Here is a 15,557-nt window from a genome sequence, read left to right as displayed (position 1 = left end):
GAGCGAATAATGGACTTAAAAAATATTTTCCGTGATATAAAATTGACCAAAACAGAAATAGCAGTACTTCAATATATTCAGAACGATCCAGAAAAATGTATTCGTGAAGGAATCCGTACCGCAGCGGCACACTGTTATAGCAATCCATCATCGTTGGTGCGGTTAGCTAAAAAATTGAAATTCAGTGGTTGGCTTGAAATGGTCTATTTCATTAAATTCAATATCACGATGCCAAAGCTCGATGTCACCAATGACGTTGATTTTATGAAAATCCAGCCTGTAGAACAGCTTAATCCGCTATTACAACGCTTGCAGCACGATCGTATTCTTATTCATGGCAGCGGTTTTTCCCAACTCATCGCGCAATATATTTATAATAAATTCCTGGTGATTGGCGTTAATGCCAGTCTGGCTTTATGGCCTGATTATGAAATTCTTGAACAGAAGACAGCCGCAAAATTTGATTCTATTTGGATTGTGTCTAAGTCCGGACGCAGCAGCTCTGCATTGAGCTGGGTTAAGGCATTGGAAAACAAAGATATTGACCTTATTTGTTTTACCGGTGATTACCAAAGCCCGTTGGCTCAGGCCGCAGATACCTCGTTTATCATTCACGACCCACAAAAGTTTGATGATGATATCTACTGGTCTAATCCATTTTTTGGCTACTGCATTTTAGGTTTTGAGCATCTTCTTAAGCAGTGGTTTATGCAGAAGTAAAACTGGGCGGATAAGGGATCTTCCGCCCAATTCAGGCTACTTCCAGTAAGCCTCAATCAACTTATTCGCCAGAGACCAGGACCCGATCAGCGGGTGCGCCATAAGCGCGCGCACGGCCAGCGTTTTGTCCTGCTTGAGAATGGCTTCCACCGCCAGTCTTTCATACTCTTTCACACAAGAAATCATATTTTTCTGTGCCGTTGGTACGTGCACTGGCGTTACCGGTTTCAGACCTTCTTTACTCAGGTCGCAGCTAATTTCGATAACATCGTCCGGGCGCAGGAAATCCAGGGTGCCGTTATTGGAAATCGAAACCACAATGCGCTTGGTGGTGGTACTGTTTACCGCTTCAAGAATATCAAGCGCAACGCCTGCATAACCGCCGGTATCTGGCTCCTCGATAAACTGCTGTAATGTCAGCGGAGCACGCGTGTGGAATTTCTCCTGTTGCGACTCGTTTTGCATATAGCTGTTTTCACGGCGTAGATAGTGCTTCATCCAGATATCAAACGCTTTTCCAGGGTTGGCTTTGACATCAATCGTTTTCAATTCTTCGCGCATGTCATGGTTGATGCGAGCAATTTGCTCCCCACGTGTTTCACCTGAATCCTGAATCGCCTTTAATGCTTCTTCTTTGTAGTAGTAATAATAAAGATATTCATTCAGTAACTGTTTGTCGCACGACTGCACCAGCTCCGGTGAGAAATATTGCATGGCCGTTTTGCGGTACAAATCCGGGCTGTTGATCAAGCGGTCGGTGACATCTTCTCCACGCACGGTGAAGTGGGTGAACCATGAAAAGTGGTTTAAACCGTAACATTCGACTTTTAGATCCTGCTCATGGCATCCCAAAATAGCCGGCAGCTCGCGAATTAATTCGGATGGTGCATCGCAAATCCCGTACACGCGGCGCTTGAAACCTGATTTGATGATGGCTTCCGTCACAAGCCCGGATGGGTTAGTGAAGTTAAACAAAATAGCATCGTCAGCTGCGTGTTCTTCAATTAAACGGCAGTAGTCCAGAATGGCAGGAATCGAGCGCATCGCCATGGCAAAGCCGCCCGCTCCGGTGGTTTCCTGGCCCAACGTATTGTGATCCAACGCGATACGTTCATCCCCAATCCGGCTTTCATCACCGCCAACACGCAGCGTAGTGATAACATAATTTGCATTTTTCAACGCCGTAACGGGATCGGTACTTAATGAAAAAGTAATGTCCGGACGAATAGTATTAAAGATATAGCTGGCAATCTCGCCGAATGTTTTTAGGTTTTCTTCTGAGTTATCCAGAAAAACAACTTCTTTTAATCCAATACGGTGTGCGTTATACGCCAGAGATTTTGCCAGGAATGCAGAGCGAACGCCGCCCCCGCCTAATACGGTTAATTTCATAACAACTCCAGAATTAATTGTCTGTCAGCCAGATATCTACTTTAGAACGTATCTGCCCTACTTTTACGCCATAAATAACTTGTACTTCATTTCTATTTTTTACCACGCCATTCGCTCCGGTCGATTTAAGAATGGCATCGTCAACAATATCTATATTACGAATTTCAACGCGTAGGCGAGTAAAACAATTATCTACCGAGATGATGTTATCTTTCCCACCCAATCCGTTAATAATTTCATCTATTCCAGAATTAAGGGTGCCAGCACGTTGTTGGCTTTTTTCCTGATAATCTTTCTTGTTATATAACCTGACTTCATCATCATCCTCGCGCCCTGGGGTTTTAAGTTTTAATTTCACCACCAGCGTACGGAAAATGACATAGTAAGCAGCAAATTGCCCCAGACCGATGAGGATATATGCTGGCCAACGCGTTAACGAAACGGGAAGCGGCAGGTTATAGATCAGAAACTCAATCAGCCCTGATGCACCCCACGGACGGACGGTGAAAACATCACACAGTGCCTGTGAAGCAGCTGTCAGCGTTGCGTGGATCACCCACAGCAACGGCGAGATAAACAAAAAGGTAAATTCAATCGGTTCGGTGATGCCGGTCAAAATCGATGTGATAATCGCAGGCAGCAGAATCGCTTTGGCCATCATTTTCTTTTCTGGCTTAGCGGTGTGGTAAAACGCGAGTGCCGCACCAGACAAGCCGAATATGGTCGTCATTCCCTGCTGTGAAAAGCGCAACGCATCGTTCATCACCGGTGTTAAATCAGGGTGGCGCATGTATGCCAGGAAAATCGCCTGGGTACCCGAAACAGTTTGCCCGTCCACAGTTAACGTGCCGCCGATTTGAGTTAACTGGAATGGCGACCAGACGAAGTGGTGCAGACCTGTGGGAATCAAAAATTTCTCGAAGAAACCGTAAACAAAGACACCAGCGACGCCTGCATTTTTCATAAAACCGGTTAGCCCAGTGATGCCGTGCGTCATAAACGGCCATATCCACGTGAACGCCATTGCATAAAGAATAACAACCGGAGTCATAGCGATGAGTGTTAATTTAGCACCGCCATACATCGATAAGGCACCGGGTAAATCAATCTGCGAAACTTTATTGTGCACCCACGCAATGGTGCAACCGAGAATAATACCGAGAAAAACGCCCATATCCACGACCACAAAACCTAATAGTTGCGTTTGGCCGGTACCGTAATATTCTCCATTTATTTTCTCAGCGAGGCCATGAGTGTATTCCAGCCAGGAGTGATTGGCGCCAAGAAACATAATAAAACACATAACAGAAACCAGGGCGACTTCCGTTTTTTTATCTTTCGCTAAACCATAACTAATCCCGACACAAAAAAGTAAACCGAGATTTCCGAATAATGGCCAGAAGGTATCACCTAATAGCTGCCCGAGATTATGTACGAAACTAGCTTCAGGAATAATATTAGGATTTGTTAACACTGAACTGAGCGCCAGAATTAAACCTATTACTGGCAAGAACAATACTGCTCCGATCATGGCTCTGGAGAATTTTTGCATACTCTCCAGAGTACGTTGCCGTATTCCAGACATAGCTGTTCCTTTATTTATATGTAGGGTTATTTTGTAATTATATGAACGTACTTCCAGTACCTTCGTTATAACAACTCTACTTTTTAAAAGAAACCTGTTGCGAGAAATAGGTACAGATAGCCACAAAATGCATACCTGTTTCGTGCGGGTGCCAGAAACGAAAAAACCCGCCGAAGCGGGTTTTTAAATTTTTAGCTTTGTTAACGCTAACCTTACAGGCTAGTTACGTTACCAGCAGCTGGGCCTTTAGCACCACTTTCGATGGTGAAAGACACTTTCTGGCCTTCGTCCAGAGACTTGTAGCCATCGTTCTGGATAGCAGAGAAGTGTACGAACACGTCTTTTGAGCCATCGTCAGGAGTGATGAAGCCGAAGCCTTTGTCAGAGTTGAACCATTTTACGAGACCAGTCATTTTGTTAGACATAGATATTACCTTTTAGATTAAGTTTGCCTTCCGGCGCAATTGGAATGTTTTACAGATTTTTTAAAGCGATAAAGGAAGGTAGATCACGTCGAAGGGTATCTATGATAACTCTTTGAGGACTGCGTTACTAAACTGCTTAGGTCTGTGCTTCAAACCGATGAGTGCATTAACTCATATTTCCGGTATGAATGACAAGGTTTATTTTAGCCATCCACAGGGCTGGAGCTCAGGCCACCTCTGGGATTCCCCGCCTTGCGACGGGGAAAATCACCATTACTGCATAGCGCTTTGTGCAGTTGAATAGGCCTGCATAAACGCCTGGTGCTGTGAAGCCAGCGGTGCAATCAATGAGTTATACTGACTTGCCTGCTGTGACGTTGGGAACTGAATCCCCCCCGCGGTAAATCCAACCTGAGTCCCCTGCTGCTGGATGAAATCACCCACTTGCACCAGTTGAGCCGTGAAAGTTTGTGCGGCTGGGATCAGCGGAGCCATAGCGTCTGCTGGAGCAGTAACCACTTTTTGATAAACCTTATCGTAAACGGTTTTCAGCTCGTCAGCTTGCTTCAAGGTAGAGCGAGCGCTGTCTGCCTGCATTTTGGCATTCTGCACTTGCTGACCTAATACGTTAAGTGAACCGTTCGCCTGGCGCAGTGGCCCGCTCTGGGTCATATAATCTTGCGGCACACGAATGCTGTTCACGCTATCAGCGACGGGCTTCATGCCATCGTCCATGACCTGATTCATCTGTTGGGAGAAACCATACAGAATTGCGTAATCAGAAACGAGCGGGCCAAATTGCTTCTTCTGATCGGTCGTCAGCGTCGGTAAACGTTCACCGCTGCGCATCACCGTATTTTGCAAGAAATCGATAAATGCCTTACGTTGATCGCCTTCTTTATCAAAGCAACCACTCAAGCTCACCACCATTAAAATTGCCGCAAGCGGCGCAAACCAGCGTGACCAGGACTTACCTGTCGCCATCTTTTCTACTCCTTTCATCATTCAGTGCCAAAGCGAAAATGCGTACCCAATAATGCTGCTAAGGATAGTCCAACCTGACTTCGCAAGATACCCTTTGCTTCTAATCTCTTAAGGCAAATTTATACGATTCATCGTCGGTTTTGACGCGATATTGCTGGCATAGCGACAAGGATCGAGCATGCGGTCATCGGCAGTTATTCCACATCCGTCGCAAGCCAATGTTGCTTAATTGTTAAACTCATCACAAATCCGGCCACGCCTTCTCTACGTTGAATAAATATTAAGCCATTAATAATAAACAATTTATTTTTGCGAGTGGGTAGGCGCTTGCTGAATCAGTACGATAATCGCACACAAACACCTGTCAGATGATTGCCCTGAAGCCTGCCCAGTGGTTTGATTTAACGAACGATTAACGAATTTTTGTTCGATAATCGAACAATCCAGAATCACTCCGACAAACTACGCCCGACCCTACACTCTGGCCATGGTTTGATCCATTCGCAGGACTTGCCTTATGACAAAGACAACAACAACTGATATTCAGGCATTTATTAACAATAATCGGTTTTCCAGATACCAGTGGATGATCCTCGTGCTGTGTTTTATCACGGTGGCGTTGGACGGATTTGATACCGCGATTATTGGATTTATCGCCTCCGACCTGGTGCAGGAATGGGGCGTGCAGAAATCTGACCTTGGCCCGGTAATGAGCGCCGCGTTGGTTGGTCTGGCGGTGGGTGCGTTAACGGCTGGGCCGATGGCTGACCGCATTGGGCGTAAAAAAGTGCTGGTACTTTCTATTCTGGTATTCGGCGGTTTTAGTCTGCTGACGGCCTTTGCCACCAGCCTGACATCCCTCGCCATACTGCGCTTCCTGACTGGCCTGGGCCTGGGTGCAGCAATGCCAAACGCGGCAACGCTGATGTCCGAATACGCACCGGAACGTAAACGCGCTCTGCTGGTAAACCTGATGTTTGTCGGCTTCCCAATTGGCTCGTCAATGGGCGGCTTTGTCTCCGCGTGGATGATCCCGCATTACGGCTGGCAAAGCGTTCTGGTATTAGGCGGTGTGATGCCATTGATACTTTCGGTGGTGCTGATGATTTGGCTGCCTGAATCTGCACGTTATCTGGTGGTAAAAAACAAACCGCAGAAAGATATCGCCACGATTTTGCGTCGCATCGCGCCGCTGCCTTCAGGTGAAAACCTGCGCTTCGTGCTTAACGAAGTCGGCGGCCACTTCAAAGATAAAACCGCACTTGGCGTGATTTTCTCGCCGCGTTATCTGGTAGGAACGCTAATGTTGTGCCTGACCTATTTCATGGGCCTGCTGATTTTCTATCTCCTGACCAGCTGGCTGCCGCTGCTGATTCGCGAAACGGGCGCAACGCTCAGCCAGGCATCGATTATCACGGCACTCTTCCCATTGGGTGGGGGAATTGGCGTTCTGATTATTGGCGCGCTGATGGATAAGCTGAACCCGAACAAAGTGGTCGCGGTCGGTTATTTGCTGACAGGGTTGTTCGTTTGCCTGGTGGGCTTCTCCACTTCAAGTCTGGTGCTGATGGGCGTGATGGTGTTTATCGCCGGGACGATTATGAACGGGGCGCAATCCTCAATGCCCGCACTTGCGGCAGGTTTCTATCCAACCCAGGGACGTGCTACGGGTGTCGCGTGGATGCTTGGGCTGGGGCGCTTTGGCGGGATCCTCGGGGCGTTTAGTGGCGCATTCCTGATGCAGGCCGAACTGTCGTTCAAAACTATCTTCATGCTGTTGGCCATTCCGGCGGTACTCTCAGCGACCGCGCTGATGGTGAAATCCTGGGCAAGCCAGCGCACGCCAGGTGAAAATCGCACAGAAAGTCATGAGTTGGATAAAGTTACGCAAAAAGCATGATGGAAAATTTTTCAACTACGGCGGGCTTGTCCCGCCGTTTTGCATAAATAGTCTAACCATTTACAAATTTATACTCCCCGCCCTACTCCATAGCATTTTCAATTCCTTATGCCGCTTAGGTTTTTTGCTGAAACGCATAAGCCGCTTTTTGCTTAAAAATAGTTAGTCTGAAAATCATCGTCACGCTTTTTTTCGAACTACTCTTAATGAGCTTCTTACGTGTTCACTGTCCATTGTGTGATTTATGAGGAGTACTCGATGGAATATAAAGATCCAATGTATGAGTTACTAAGTAACCTTGAGCAGATTGTTTTTAAAGATAAACAACAAACGATGGCTCTTAATGATAAGCCCAATGCATTTTCTGAATTTGAACAGTTGAGAAAAAGCACTGGGTTAAAGATTGATGATTTTGCCCGCGCAATGGGCGTAAGTGTTGCAATGGTACAGGAGTGGGAATCAAAACGACTCAGACCCTCCAATACCGAGCTGAAGTTGATGCGCTTAATGCAGGCAAATCCAACGATCAGTAAGCAATTGATGGAATGATTGAGTACTTTGTACCCTGATGCCTTAGTCTAAACCCCGTGTATGCGGGGTTTGTTGTTTCTGGAAGCGACGAAAATAGTATCAAACGAAGCGGCAATATCCGGAAACCAGACCTGTATCACTCCCCAAATGACAAATTTAATCCATAACTTAAGGAGGGTTATTTTCGAGAAAACAAAAGGAGGTTGTATGTCTAAGAATATCCTCGTGCCTATCGATATTTCTGAGATAGAGCTGACGCAACAAGTCATTCCTCATGTGGAAACGTACGCCAGACAAGACGATGCCACGATCCACTTCCTGGCCGTTATCCCCGACTATACCTATTTTGCCTCTTACCGCCTGGGTTACGCTTCCGTTCCGCCAGACGCCAAAGAAAGGGAAGTGGCTGCCATGGAAGCACTGAGCGAAATTGTCGCTAAGTTCAGCCTGCCAGAGGACAGAATTGAAAAGTATGTTCTGTGCGGCCCACCGAAAGATCATATCCTCCAGTTGGCTGACGATATTCATGCGGATGTGATTATTCTGGCCTCTCACCGCCCCAGCATCTCGACCTATCTTCTTGGTTCAAACGCAGCGGTCGTGGTGCGTCATGCCAAATGCTCGGTGTTAGTCGTTCGCTGAGCTGAGCTATAAGCGCAAGCCACCCGCTGAAGCCGTAGAATTTGTTGTTTTTCACCGATAAAAAAACCCGCCGAAGCGGGTTTTTAAGAACGACTGAACGTTTATTGCAGCAGAGAAATATCTGCAACCTGCAAGAACAGTTCGCGTAGCTTGGAAAGCAGCGTCAGACGGTTAATACGCAGCTCTTTATCTTCTGCGTTTACCATCACTTTGTCGAAGAACTCATCTACCGGCTCGCGCAGGTTAGCCAGCACTTCCAGGGCTTCCTGGTAGCGGCCTTCTGCGAAGAAAGGTTCGAGTTTATCGCGCATCACAACCAGGTTGGTTGCCAGACGGATTTCTTCTGCTTCTTTCAGAACGGAAGCATGAACGTGGTCGTTCAGCTGCTCGTCAGACTTGGCCAGAATGTTAGAAACACGCTTGTTGGCTGCTGCCAGTGCGGCTGACGCTTCCAGGGTACGGAAGTGAGACACCGCTTTCATGCGCGCATCGAAATCTGCTGGTTTCGTTGGACGACGTGCCAGGACAGCCTGGATAGTATCCACGCTGTGGCCTTCTTCCTGATACCAGGCGCGGAAACGACCCAGCATAAAGTCGATGACTTCGTCGACAACCTTCGCGTTGGTCAACTTGCTGCCATACAGGCGCACGGCCTCTTCGGTCAGCGTTTGCAGATCCAGCGGCAGGTTTTTCTCAACGATGATACGCAGCACACCAAGGGCTGCACGACGCAGAGCAAACGGGTCTTTGTCGCCTTTCGGGTGCTGAGAGATACCGAAGATGCCCGCGAGGGTATCCATCTTATCGGCAATCGCCACCGCGCAAGCCACCAGGTTAGAAGGCAACGCGTCGCCCGCAAAACGTGGCTGATATTGCTCGTTCAGTGCAACGGCAACGTCTTCAGCTTCGCCGTCGTGACGCGCATAGTGCATGCCCATCACGCCCTGGGTGTCGGTAAATTCGAACACCATGTTAGTCATCAGGTCGCATTTGGACAGCAAGCCCGCACGCGTTGCATGATTAACATCAGCACCAATTTGCCCCGCAATCCAACCAGAAAGCGCTTCGATACGGTTGGTTTTGTCGCGCAGCGTACCGAGCTGTTGTTGGAACAGCACGGTTTCCAGACGTGGCAGATTATCTTCCAGACGCTTTTTGCGGTCAGAGTTGAAGAAGAACTCCGCATCCGCCAGACGTGGACGCACAACTTTCTCGTTACCGGAGATGATTTGCACCGGGTCTTTCGACTCAATGTTGGCAACGAAGATAAAGTTTGGCATCAATTTGCCGTCGTTTGCGTAAACCGGGAAGTACTTCTGGTCACCTTTCATGGTGTGAACCAGCGCTTCCGCAGGTACCGCAAGGAATTTCTCCTCGAATTTAGCCGTCAGAACAACCGGCCATTCCACCAGAGAAGTGACTTCTTCCAGCAGGCTTTCGCTTAAGTCAGCGTTGCCGCCGATTTTGCGTGCCGCTTCTTCAGCGCCTGCTTTGATAACCGCTTTACGCTGCTCGTAGTCGGCAATAACTTTGCCGCGCTCAAGCAGAATTTCAGGGTACTGATCGGCGTTGTCGATGGTGAATTCCGGCTCGCCCATAAAGCGATGGCCACGAATCACGCGATCGGACGCGATACCCAGAATCGTTGCTGGAATGACTTCGTCGCCCAGCAGCAGAGTCACGGTATGAACCGGACGCACAAAGTGCGTGTCGTTTGCACCCCAGCGCATCAGTTTTGGAATCGGCAGTTTGGTCAGAGCCGTCGCAACCATCGCAGGCAGCAGCGCTTGCGCGTTTTCACCTTTAACGTGCGCGCGATACAGCAGCCATTCGCCTTTGTCGGTCGTCAGACGTTCAGCTTGTGCAACGGTAATACCACAACCGCGAGCCCAGCCTTCAGCGGCTTTGCTTGGATTGCCTTCTGCATCAAAAGCGGCAGAAATTGCCGGGCCACGTTTTTCAACTTCGCGGTCTGGCTGAGATTCCGCCAGATTAGAAATCTTCAGTGCCAGACGACGTGGAGCTGCAAACCATTTTACTTCGCCATGAGCGAGGTTTGCCGCATCCAGTTCTGCTGTTACGTTTGCAGCAAAGGATTCGGCCAGGCTGCGCAGGGCTTTTGGTGGCAGCTCTTCAGTGCCGATCTCCACCAGAAAAGTTTTTTCAGACATGGCAGCCTCTTATTTGTTCTTATTGCACATCGGGAAGCCAAGCGCTTCACGAGAAGCGTAATAGGCTTCGGCCACAGCTTTGGTCAGTGTACGAATACGCAGAATGTAGCGCTGACGTTCGGTAACCGAGATGGCCTTACGGGCATCAAGCAGGTTAAAGCTGTGCGCGGCTTTCAGAATGCGTTCGTAAGCTGGCAGCGGCAGTGGGTTTTCCAGCGCCAGCAGATGCTGCGCTTCTTTCTCATACTGCTCGAAGCAGGAGAACAGGAAGTCCACATCAGCGTGTTCGAAGTTGTAAGTCGATTGCTCAACTTCGTTCTGGTGGAAGACGTCGCCATAAGTGGTTTTACCCAGCGGGCCGTCGCTCCAGACCAGATCGTAAACGCTGTCTACGCCCTGGATGTACATCGCCAGGCGCTCTAAACCGTAAGTGATTTCACCGGTAACAGGCTTACATTCCAGGCCACCAACTTGCTGGAAGTAAGTGAACTGAGTCACTTCCATGCCGTTGAGCCACACTTCCCAGCCCAGACCCCAGGCACCCAGCGTTGGGTTTTCCCAGTTGTCTTCTACGAAGCGAATATCATGAATAGTGGGGTCCATACCCAGCTCTTTAAGCGACCCAAGGTACAACTCCTGAATGTTCTCTGGAGAAGGCTTGATCACCACCTGGAACTGATAGTAGTGCTGTAAGCGGTTCGGGTTTTCACCGTAGCGGCCATCGGTAGGACGGCGAGATGGCTGCACATACGCAGTTGCCATCGGCTCTGGCCCTAAAGCCCGCAGGCAAGTCATTGGGTGAGAGGTGCCGGCGCCGACTTCCATGTCCAAAGGTTGAACAATGGTGCAGCCCTGGCGAGCCCAGTAGTCCTGTAAAGTCAGGATCAGGCCTTGAAAGGTCTTGGTATCAAACTTTTGCATGTTGATTTCGCACGCGTTCGAGAGGGTTGAAAAGAGAAGCGGCCAGTATACCTTTTGATGGGAAGATATACAGCCCGAATCCACGTGCTGTTTGCCCTGTGTTGCGGCTTTATGTCGACGAAAGGTGCAAAAATTGACCGCTTTCATCGAAGGAGCAGGTAAATGCTTCCCGGCGCGTCGTGCTGCCAAGGATTTCATAACTTCCCTGATACTGCTTAAAATCCACCACGCTGATGCGCCGGGACTGCGTGTTGTAACGATGCGCCGCCTCCAGCTTGCAGGTTTCGATCATCGTTTCGCCCTGAATGGCGGGGTGTTGCGCGACTTGCGCATACTGTGTTTGCTGCTCGGGCGAACTACAAGCACTCAACAACAGGGCAGCTAATGCTAGCGCCCCACGGCATTTTTTTATTTTTGGCATCATCATTCGTTAACTGTACGTTAAAATCGTTATTGTTATTCAATAAGTAACAGGTATTCCGCATTCTGCAAACCCGCACTGCGCCTGACAAGAGTGCCGCTGCAAACTCAGATTAATACCTATTTAGCCCTCAGAGGAACGAATGGAGCAAAAAATTAACTGGATTGATAATTTACGCGGGATTGCGTGCCTGATGGTTGTGATGATTCATACCACAACCTGGTACATCACCAACGCGAATATTGTCACGCCATTTAGTTGGGATTTATCAAACGTGCTGAATTCAGCTTCTCGCGTGAGCGTTCCGCTGTTTTTCATGATTTCAGGTTATCTGTTTTTCGGTGAGCGCAGCGCGCAGCAACGTCATTTTTTACGTATCGCCGCATGCTTGTTTTTTTATAGCGTGGTCGCGCTCATCTACATCAAGTTACTGACCCCCATCAACGCGGGGCTTTCGCTGCGCTACATCCTGCAAAAACCGGTGTTTTATCACCTGTGGTTTTTCTTTGCGATCATAGTGATTTACCTGCTTTCACCGTTGATTCAGGTGAAGAAGGTTAACGCGACGGTGATTCTGGGGCTGATGGTATTACTTGGCGTGATCGCCAATCCTAATACCGTGCCGCAAACGCTGGATGGCGTGAAATGGCTACCGATTAATTTATACATTCGTGGCGACACGTTTTATTACGTGCTTTACGGTTTGTTAGGCCGCGCAATTGGCATGTTAGAAACGGATAAGCGCTGGATTAGCGGGTTAGCGGCTGGCCTGTTTGCGTTATGTATTTTTTCGATTTCGACTGGGACGCGTCATCAACTGGAAGTAAACGGTAATTTTGCCGACACATTCTATGTTTATTGTGGGCCACTGGTGTTTATCGCCGCCATTAGCTTGCTGGTACTCGTCAAAAATTGCCTGAATGGTCGCCCGTTACCGGGACTGACGTTAATCTCGCAGCACTCACTGGGGATTTACGGCTTTCATGCGCTGATCATCCACTTTTTGCGCACCCATGGATATCAAATCACAAGCTCTCCAGTGCTCGATATTATGTGGATTTTCGGCGCAACACTTGCGGGTAGTTTGCTGCTTTCCATGGCGTTGCAGCGCATTGATACCCGAAAGATGGTGAGCTAAACGTTACGGGCGCGGGCGCGGTGTAACTGGCGTGGTGACGAAAACCCCGCCGCAATCGCCGCCTGCTCCATGCGTTGTCCCTGCAACAAACGCTGTTCGGCAACCGCCAGGCGCAGTTGCTCCAGATAATCTCGCACTGAAATCCCCAAATGCTGCTGAAAAAGGCGCGATAAATGGCGTGAACTGACGTGCACTTTGTCGGCAATTTCCTGGACACCCCACGCGAATTCAGGCGCAGCCGACAGCAAGTCCTGGGCGCGATGCACCGCCGGATGAATGTGATTGCGATAGCGCAGCCACGGTGATAGTTGCGGATCATCCCCAGACCGGCGAAACCACACGACCATTTCACGCGCCACATCTAGCGCCGCTTTTGGCCCGCAATAGCGGTTTATCAAATGCAGTGATAAATCAATACCAGAGGTAATCCCCGCGCTGGTCCAGATGCCACGGTCTTCAACAAAAATACGGTTTTCCTTCACCTGCGCAGTCGGGGCCGCTGCGCGCAACCGGAGCAGCACATCGTGATGCGTGGTGCATTGCACGCCACTCATCAGCCCGGCTTTCGCCGCCAGCAGCGCCCCCGAACAGACGCACATTAAATTGAGTTGTTGGCTGTGAATTTGCGGTTGCAGGCGCGTCAGCCAACGGCGCACCTGTTCAGCCTGCGGCGTATCAAAGTAGCGGTTTGAATCGCACACGCCGGGCAACACCAGCAGGCTGCCGGACGGGAAGTTTTCGGGTAGCGGTTCGATACCCGAAAAATTAAGCCCGATAGACGTCGTCACTTGTGGGTCCGGGCCGATGAAATGCAGATGAAAAGCATCGCCTGCCAGCGCCAGCGTTTCCGCAGGGCCAGTCAAATCGAGCGACAATACACCAGGCAAAACAACGAACCAGACCCCAATACTCACGATAATGACTCCAGGCATTCGGCAACGGTTTGGATTTGTGCAAAGCGCCCTGCCAGCACCGTTTCGGTTCGATGGCGGAGAGTTGCAGTATCCAGCGTAACCCCTTTCCAGCTCATCGGGAAGGTGAGCATCGCGTCACTGACAAATGAAACGCGATAACCCAAATCGGACGCCACCCGCGCGGTGGTTTCGCAACATTGTTCAGTACGAATCCCACAAATAATCAGATGGTTAATGTCACGTTTGCGCAGCCAAAGATCGAGGCCGGTATCCGTAAATGCGTTGTGGACGTGTTTCTGGAATATGACATCGGCCTGATGCTGCAAAAAAGGCATCGCTTTAACGTAGCCGGAAGCGAGGGAGAACGGGCCTTGATCGTCAACATGGAAGATATCTACCACCGGGACTTTCAAATCCTGACAGCCAGAAATCAGCGTTGAAATCGCCTGCCTGAACGCAGGAAAATCCTCTTCCTGCCAGTAATCGCGATGGAAAAAGGATTGCTGGCTGTCGATATTAATCAATGCGGAACGTGACATTTTCGGACTCCTCATCAGTGAACAGGATTCCATTGTGACAAGAGTTTGATGTGCTGCTAATACCAAAAACGGACAAGATCAGGGTGATTGAGGACGCGTTATTTTTCAGATTGTGAGTCTCGCCGCCAACAAAGATGTAGCTCGAAGTATGACGGGCATAATTTATGTTACTCTCCAGAAAGTTACCCTTCGGAGACAATCATGACAAGCAAGGCAGCTCGCCCAACGATAAGCGACGTCGCGAAAGCGGCAAAGACCGGAAAAACCAGTGTTTCCCGCTATCTTAACGGCGAGCAAAGTGTGCTGTCTGACGATCTGCGCTTACGCATCGAAACCGCAATTGCTGAACTCGACTACCGCCCAAGCCAAATGGCACGCGGCCTGAAACGTGGGCGTACGCGTTTAATTGGCCTGATTATTGCGGATATTACCAACCCCTACTCTGTCGATGTACTCAGTGGCATCGAAGCGGCATGCCGGGAAAAAGGCTTTACGCCGCTGGTCTGTAACACCAACAACGAAGTGGATCAGGAGCTGCATTACCTGGATTTGCTGCGCAGTTATCAGGTGGAAGGGATTGTGGTGAATGCGGTGGGCATGCGCGAAGAAGGGTTAAATCGCTTGCAACAATCTGCGCTACCCATGGTGCTGATTGACCGAAAAATCCCCGATTTTGCCTGCGATGTGGTGGGTCTGGATAACACTCAAGCCGCAACAACCGCAACCGAACATCTTGTCGAACAAGGGTTTGAAGCGATTCTGTTTCTCAGCGAACCTCTCGGCACCGTTAACACGCGCCGGGAACGTCTCAATGCATTCCACGCCACGCTCAAGCGCTACCCAGGGATTGTCGCCGAAAACGCCGAAGTGCCTTTGCACGAAGCCGACATGATGGACAACACGCTGCGGCAGTTCCATTCCGGTCACCGTGGCATGCGTAAGGCTGTCATTTCCGCCAACGGTGCACTCACGCTCCAGGTTGCCCGCTCAATGCGACGCATTGGTCTGAATTGGGGCAGCGATATTGGCCTGTTAGGGTTCGATGAACTCGAATGGGCAGAGCTTGCCGGTGTGGGGATCACCACTCTCAAACAGCCGACCTGGCAGATTGGCTACGCCGCTCTTGAGCGAGTGGTTAAGCGCATTGAAGGCGGCAGCGACAGTGTCTATGAGCAGGTTTTTTCAGGCGAGTTAATCGTGAGAGGTTCTACCGTCCGATAATTCCCGTCCTAATTCAAGCCGCATCTTTGTTGGCTGCACTCACTCGCCCAAAT

15 protein-coding genes are annotated in these 15,557 nt (G+C 49.5%); 6 read left to right on the top strand and 9 right to left on the bottom strand.

Translation table 11 applies throughout. From position 1 onward, the window contains the following. Positions 1 to 9: 9 nt before the first annotated feature. The gene (locus RHD99_RS01170; RefSeq protein ID WP_309877200.1) at positions 10 to 720 is read left to right on the top strand and encodes a MurR/RpiR family transcriptional regulator; all 711 of its coding nucleotides are present in this window, start codon (positions 10 to 12) and stop codon (positions 718 to 720) included. Between the two features lie 36 nt (positions 721 to 756). On the opposite strand, the gene RHD99_RS01165 is transcribed toward RHD99_RS01170, so the two are convergent. The 4 genes from RHD99_RS01165 to RHD99_RS01150 form a co-directional block, all read right to left on the bottom strand. Then, positions 757 to 2,112 (bottom strand): family 4 glycosyl hydrolase, encoded by a 1,356-nt coding sequence (locus tag RHD99_RS01165; protein ID WP_309877199.1) that lies wholly within the window; start codon positions 2,110 to 2,112, stop codon positions 757 to 759. 13 nt (positions 2,113 to 2,125) lie between these two features. Continuing rightward, positions 2,126 to 3,697 (bottom strand): PTS transporter subunit EIIC, encoded by a 1,572-nt coding sequence (locus RHD99_RS01160; RefSeq protein ID WP_309879052.1) that lies wholly within the window; start codon positions 3,695 to 3,697, stop codon positions 2,126 to 2,128. Between the two features lie 212 nt (positions 3,698 to 3,909). Next, a complete protein-coding gene (gene cspE, locus RHD99_RS01155) occupies positions 3,910 to 4,122 on the bottom strand; it encodes a transcription antiterminator/RNA stability regulator CspE (RefSeq protein WP_034499351.1) in 213 nt (70 codons plus the stop codon). A gap of 273 nt (positions 4,123 to 4,395) precedes the next feature. Next, on the bottom strand, positions 4,396 to 5,106 hold the full coding sequence (locus tag RHD99_RS01150; RefSeq protein ID WP_183272247.1) for a DUF3053 domain-containing protein: 711 nt from the start codon (positions 5,104 to 5,106) through the stop codon (positions 4,396 to 4,398). A 517-nt stretch (positions 5,107 to 5,623) separates the two neighbouring features. Here RHD99_RS01150 and RHD99_RS01145 point away from each other — a divergent pair. From RHD99_RS01145 to uspF, 3 genes are all read left to right on the top strand, one after another. Then, positions 5,624 to 7,006: an MFS transporter gene (locus RHD99_RS01145; RefSeq protein ID WP_183272246.1), complete on the top strand. Its 1,383-nt coding sequence runs from the start codon at positions 5,624 to 5,626 to the stop codon at positions 7,004 to 7,006. A gap of 258 nt (positions 7,007 to 7,264) precedes the next feature. After that, positions 7,265 to 7,555, top strand: coding sequence for an HTH-type transcriptional regulator (locus tag RHD99_RS01140; RefSeq protein ID WP_183272245.1), 291 nt, complete (start codon positions 7,265 to 7,267; stop codon positions 7,553 to 7,555). Between the two features lie 189 nt (positions 7,556 to 7,744). Beyond that, complete coding sequence (uspF, locus tag RHD99_RS01135; RefSeq protein WP_309877198.1) at positions 7,745 to 8,179, top strand: universal stress protein UspF; 435 nt, start codon at positions 7,745 to 7,747, stop codon at positions 8,177 to 8,179. A gap of 101 nt (positions 8,180 to 8,280) precedes the next feature. Here the strand turns inward: uspF and glyS are convergent, their stop codons facing one another. The 3 genes from glyS to RHD99_RS01120 all read right to left on the bottom strand — a co-directional run bounded on the left by glyS (position 8,281) and on the right by RHD99_RS01120 (position 11,692). Beyond that, a complete protein-coding gene (glyS, locus tag RHD99_RS01130) occupies positions 8,281 to 10,350 on the bottom strand; it encodes a glycine--tRNA ligase subunit beta (RefSeq protein ID WP_183272243.1) in 2,070 nt (689 codons plus the stop codon). A 9-nt stretch (positions 10,351 to 10,359) separates the two neighbouring features. Further along, the gene (gene glyQ, locus RHD99_RS01125) at positions 10,360 to 11,271 is read right to left on the bottom strand and encodes a glycine--tRNA ligase subunit alpha (RefSeq protein ID WP_064542532.1); all 912 of its coding nucleotides are present in this window, start codon (positions 11,269 to 11,271) and stop codon (positions 10,360 to 10,362) included. 109 nt (positions 11,272 to 11,380) lie between these two features. Next, positions 11,381 to 11,692 carry a YsaB family lipoprotein gene (locus tag RHD99_RS01120; RefSeq protein WP_309877197.1) on the bottom strand — a complete coding sequence of 104 codons (312 nt, stop codon included), beginning with the start codon at positions 11,690 to 11,692 and terminating at the stop codon, positions 11,381 to 11,383. Positions 11,693 to 11,834: 142 nt separating this feature from the next. Between RHD99_RS01120 and RHD99_RS01115 the strand changes: the two genes are divergently transcribed. Further along, complete coding sequence (locus RHD99_RS01115) at positions 11,835 to 12,830, top strand: acyltransferase (RefSeq protein WP_309877196.1); 996 nt, start codon at positions 11,835 to 11,837, stop codon at positions 12,828 to 12,830. On the opposite strand, the gene RHD99_RS01110 is transcribed toward RHD99_RS01115, so the two are convergent. Next, the gene (locus RHD99_RS01110) at positions 12,827 to 13,744 is read right to left on the bottom strand and encodes a GlxA family transcriptional regulator (RefSeq protein WP_309877195.1); all 918 of its coding nucleotides are present in this window, start codon (positions 13,742 to 13,744) and stop codon (positions 12,827 to 12,829) included. The two genes, RHD99_RS01115 and RHD99_RS01110, sit on opposite strands and share 4 nt — an antisense overlap. Continuing rightward, positions 13,741 to 14,283, bottom strand: a complete 543-nt coding sequence (locus tag RHD99_RS01105) for an isochorismatase family protein (protein WP_309877194.1) — start codon at positions 14,281 to 14,283, stop codon at positions 13,741 to 13,743. Before RHD99_RS01105 ends, RHD99_RS01110 begins: the two co-directional genes overlap by 4 nt. A gap of 201 nt (positions 14,284 to 14,484) precedes the next feature. Between RHD99_RS01105 and RHD99_RS01100 the strand changes: the two genes are divergently transcribed. Beyond that, positions 14,485 to 15,504, top strand: a complete 1,020-nt coding sequence (locus RHD99_RS01100) for a LacI family DNA-binding transcriptional regulator (RefSeq protein ID WP_309877193.1) — start codon at positions 14,485 to 14,487, stop codon at positions 15,502 to 15,504. Positions 15,505 to 15,557: the final 53 nt, after the last annotated feature.

This window comes from Buttiauxella selenatireducens, assembly GCF_031432975.1.
GTDB lineage: Bacteria > Pseudomonadota > Gammaproteobacteria > Enterobacterales > Enterobacteriaceae > Buttiauxella > Buttiauxella selenatireducens.
Note: the sequence above shows the minus strand (reverse complement) of the source record. Positions and strands in the feature narration are given on the sequence as shown.

Coding starts and splice junctions, on each gene's coding strand:
- RHD99_RS01160 (WP_309879052.1), bottom strand. CDS start 3,697: ATGTCTGGAATACGGCAACGTACTCTGGAGAGTATGCAAAAATTCTCC.
- RHD99_RS01145 (WP_183272246.1), top strand. CDS start 5,624: ATGACAAAGACAACAACAACTGATATTCAGGCATTTATTAACAATAAT.
- glyQ (WP_064542532.1), bottom strand. CDS start 11,271: ATGCAAAAGTTTGATACCAAGACCTTTCAAGGCCTGATCCTGACTTTA.
- uspF (WP_309877198.1), top strand. CDS start 7,745: ATGTCTAAGAATATCCTCGTGCCTATCGATATTTCTGAGATAGAGCTG.
- RHD99_RS01105 (WP_309877194.1), bottom strand. CDS start 14,283: ATGTCACGTTCCGCATTGATTAATATCGACAGCCAGCAATCCTTTTTC.
- RHD99_RS01165 (WP_309877199.1), bottom strand. CDS start 2,112: ATGAAATTAACCGTATTAGGCGGGGGCGGCGTTCGCTCTGCATTCCTG.
- RHD99_RS01100 (WP_309877193.1), top strand. CDS start 14,485: ATGACAAGCAAGGCAGCTCGCCCAACGATAAGCGACGTCGCGAAAGCG.
- RHD99_RS01120 (WP_309877197.1), bottom strand. CDS start 11,692: ATGCCAAAAATAAAAAAATGCCGTGGGGCGCTAGCATTAGCTGCCCTG.
- RHD99_RS01170 (WP_309877200.1), top strand. CDS start 10: ATGGACTTAAAAAATATTTTCCGTGATATAAAATTGACCAAAACAGAA.
- glyS (WP_183272243.1), bottom strand. CDS start 10,350: ATGTCTGAAAAAACTTTTCTGGTGGAGATCGGCACTGAAGAGCTGCCA.
- RHD99_RS01150 (WP_183272247.1), bottom strand. CDS start 5,106: ATGGCGACAGGTAAGTCCTGGTCACGCTGGTTTGCGCCGCTTGCGGCA.
- cspE (WP_034499351.1), bottom strand. CDS start 4,122: ATGTCTAACAAAATGACTGGTCTCGTAAAATGGTTCAACTCTGACAAA.
- RHD99_RS01140 (WP_183272245.1), top strand. CDS start 7,265: ATGGAATATAAAGATCCAATGTATGAGTTACTAAGTAACCTTGAGCAG.
- RHD99_RS01115 (WP_309877196.1), top strand. CDS start 11,835: ATGGAGCAAAAAATTAACTGGATTGATAATTTACGCGGGATTGCGTGC.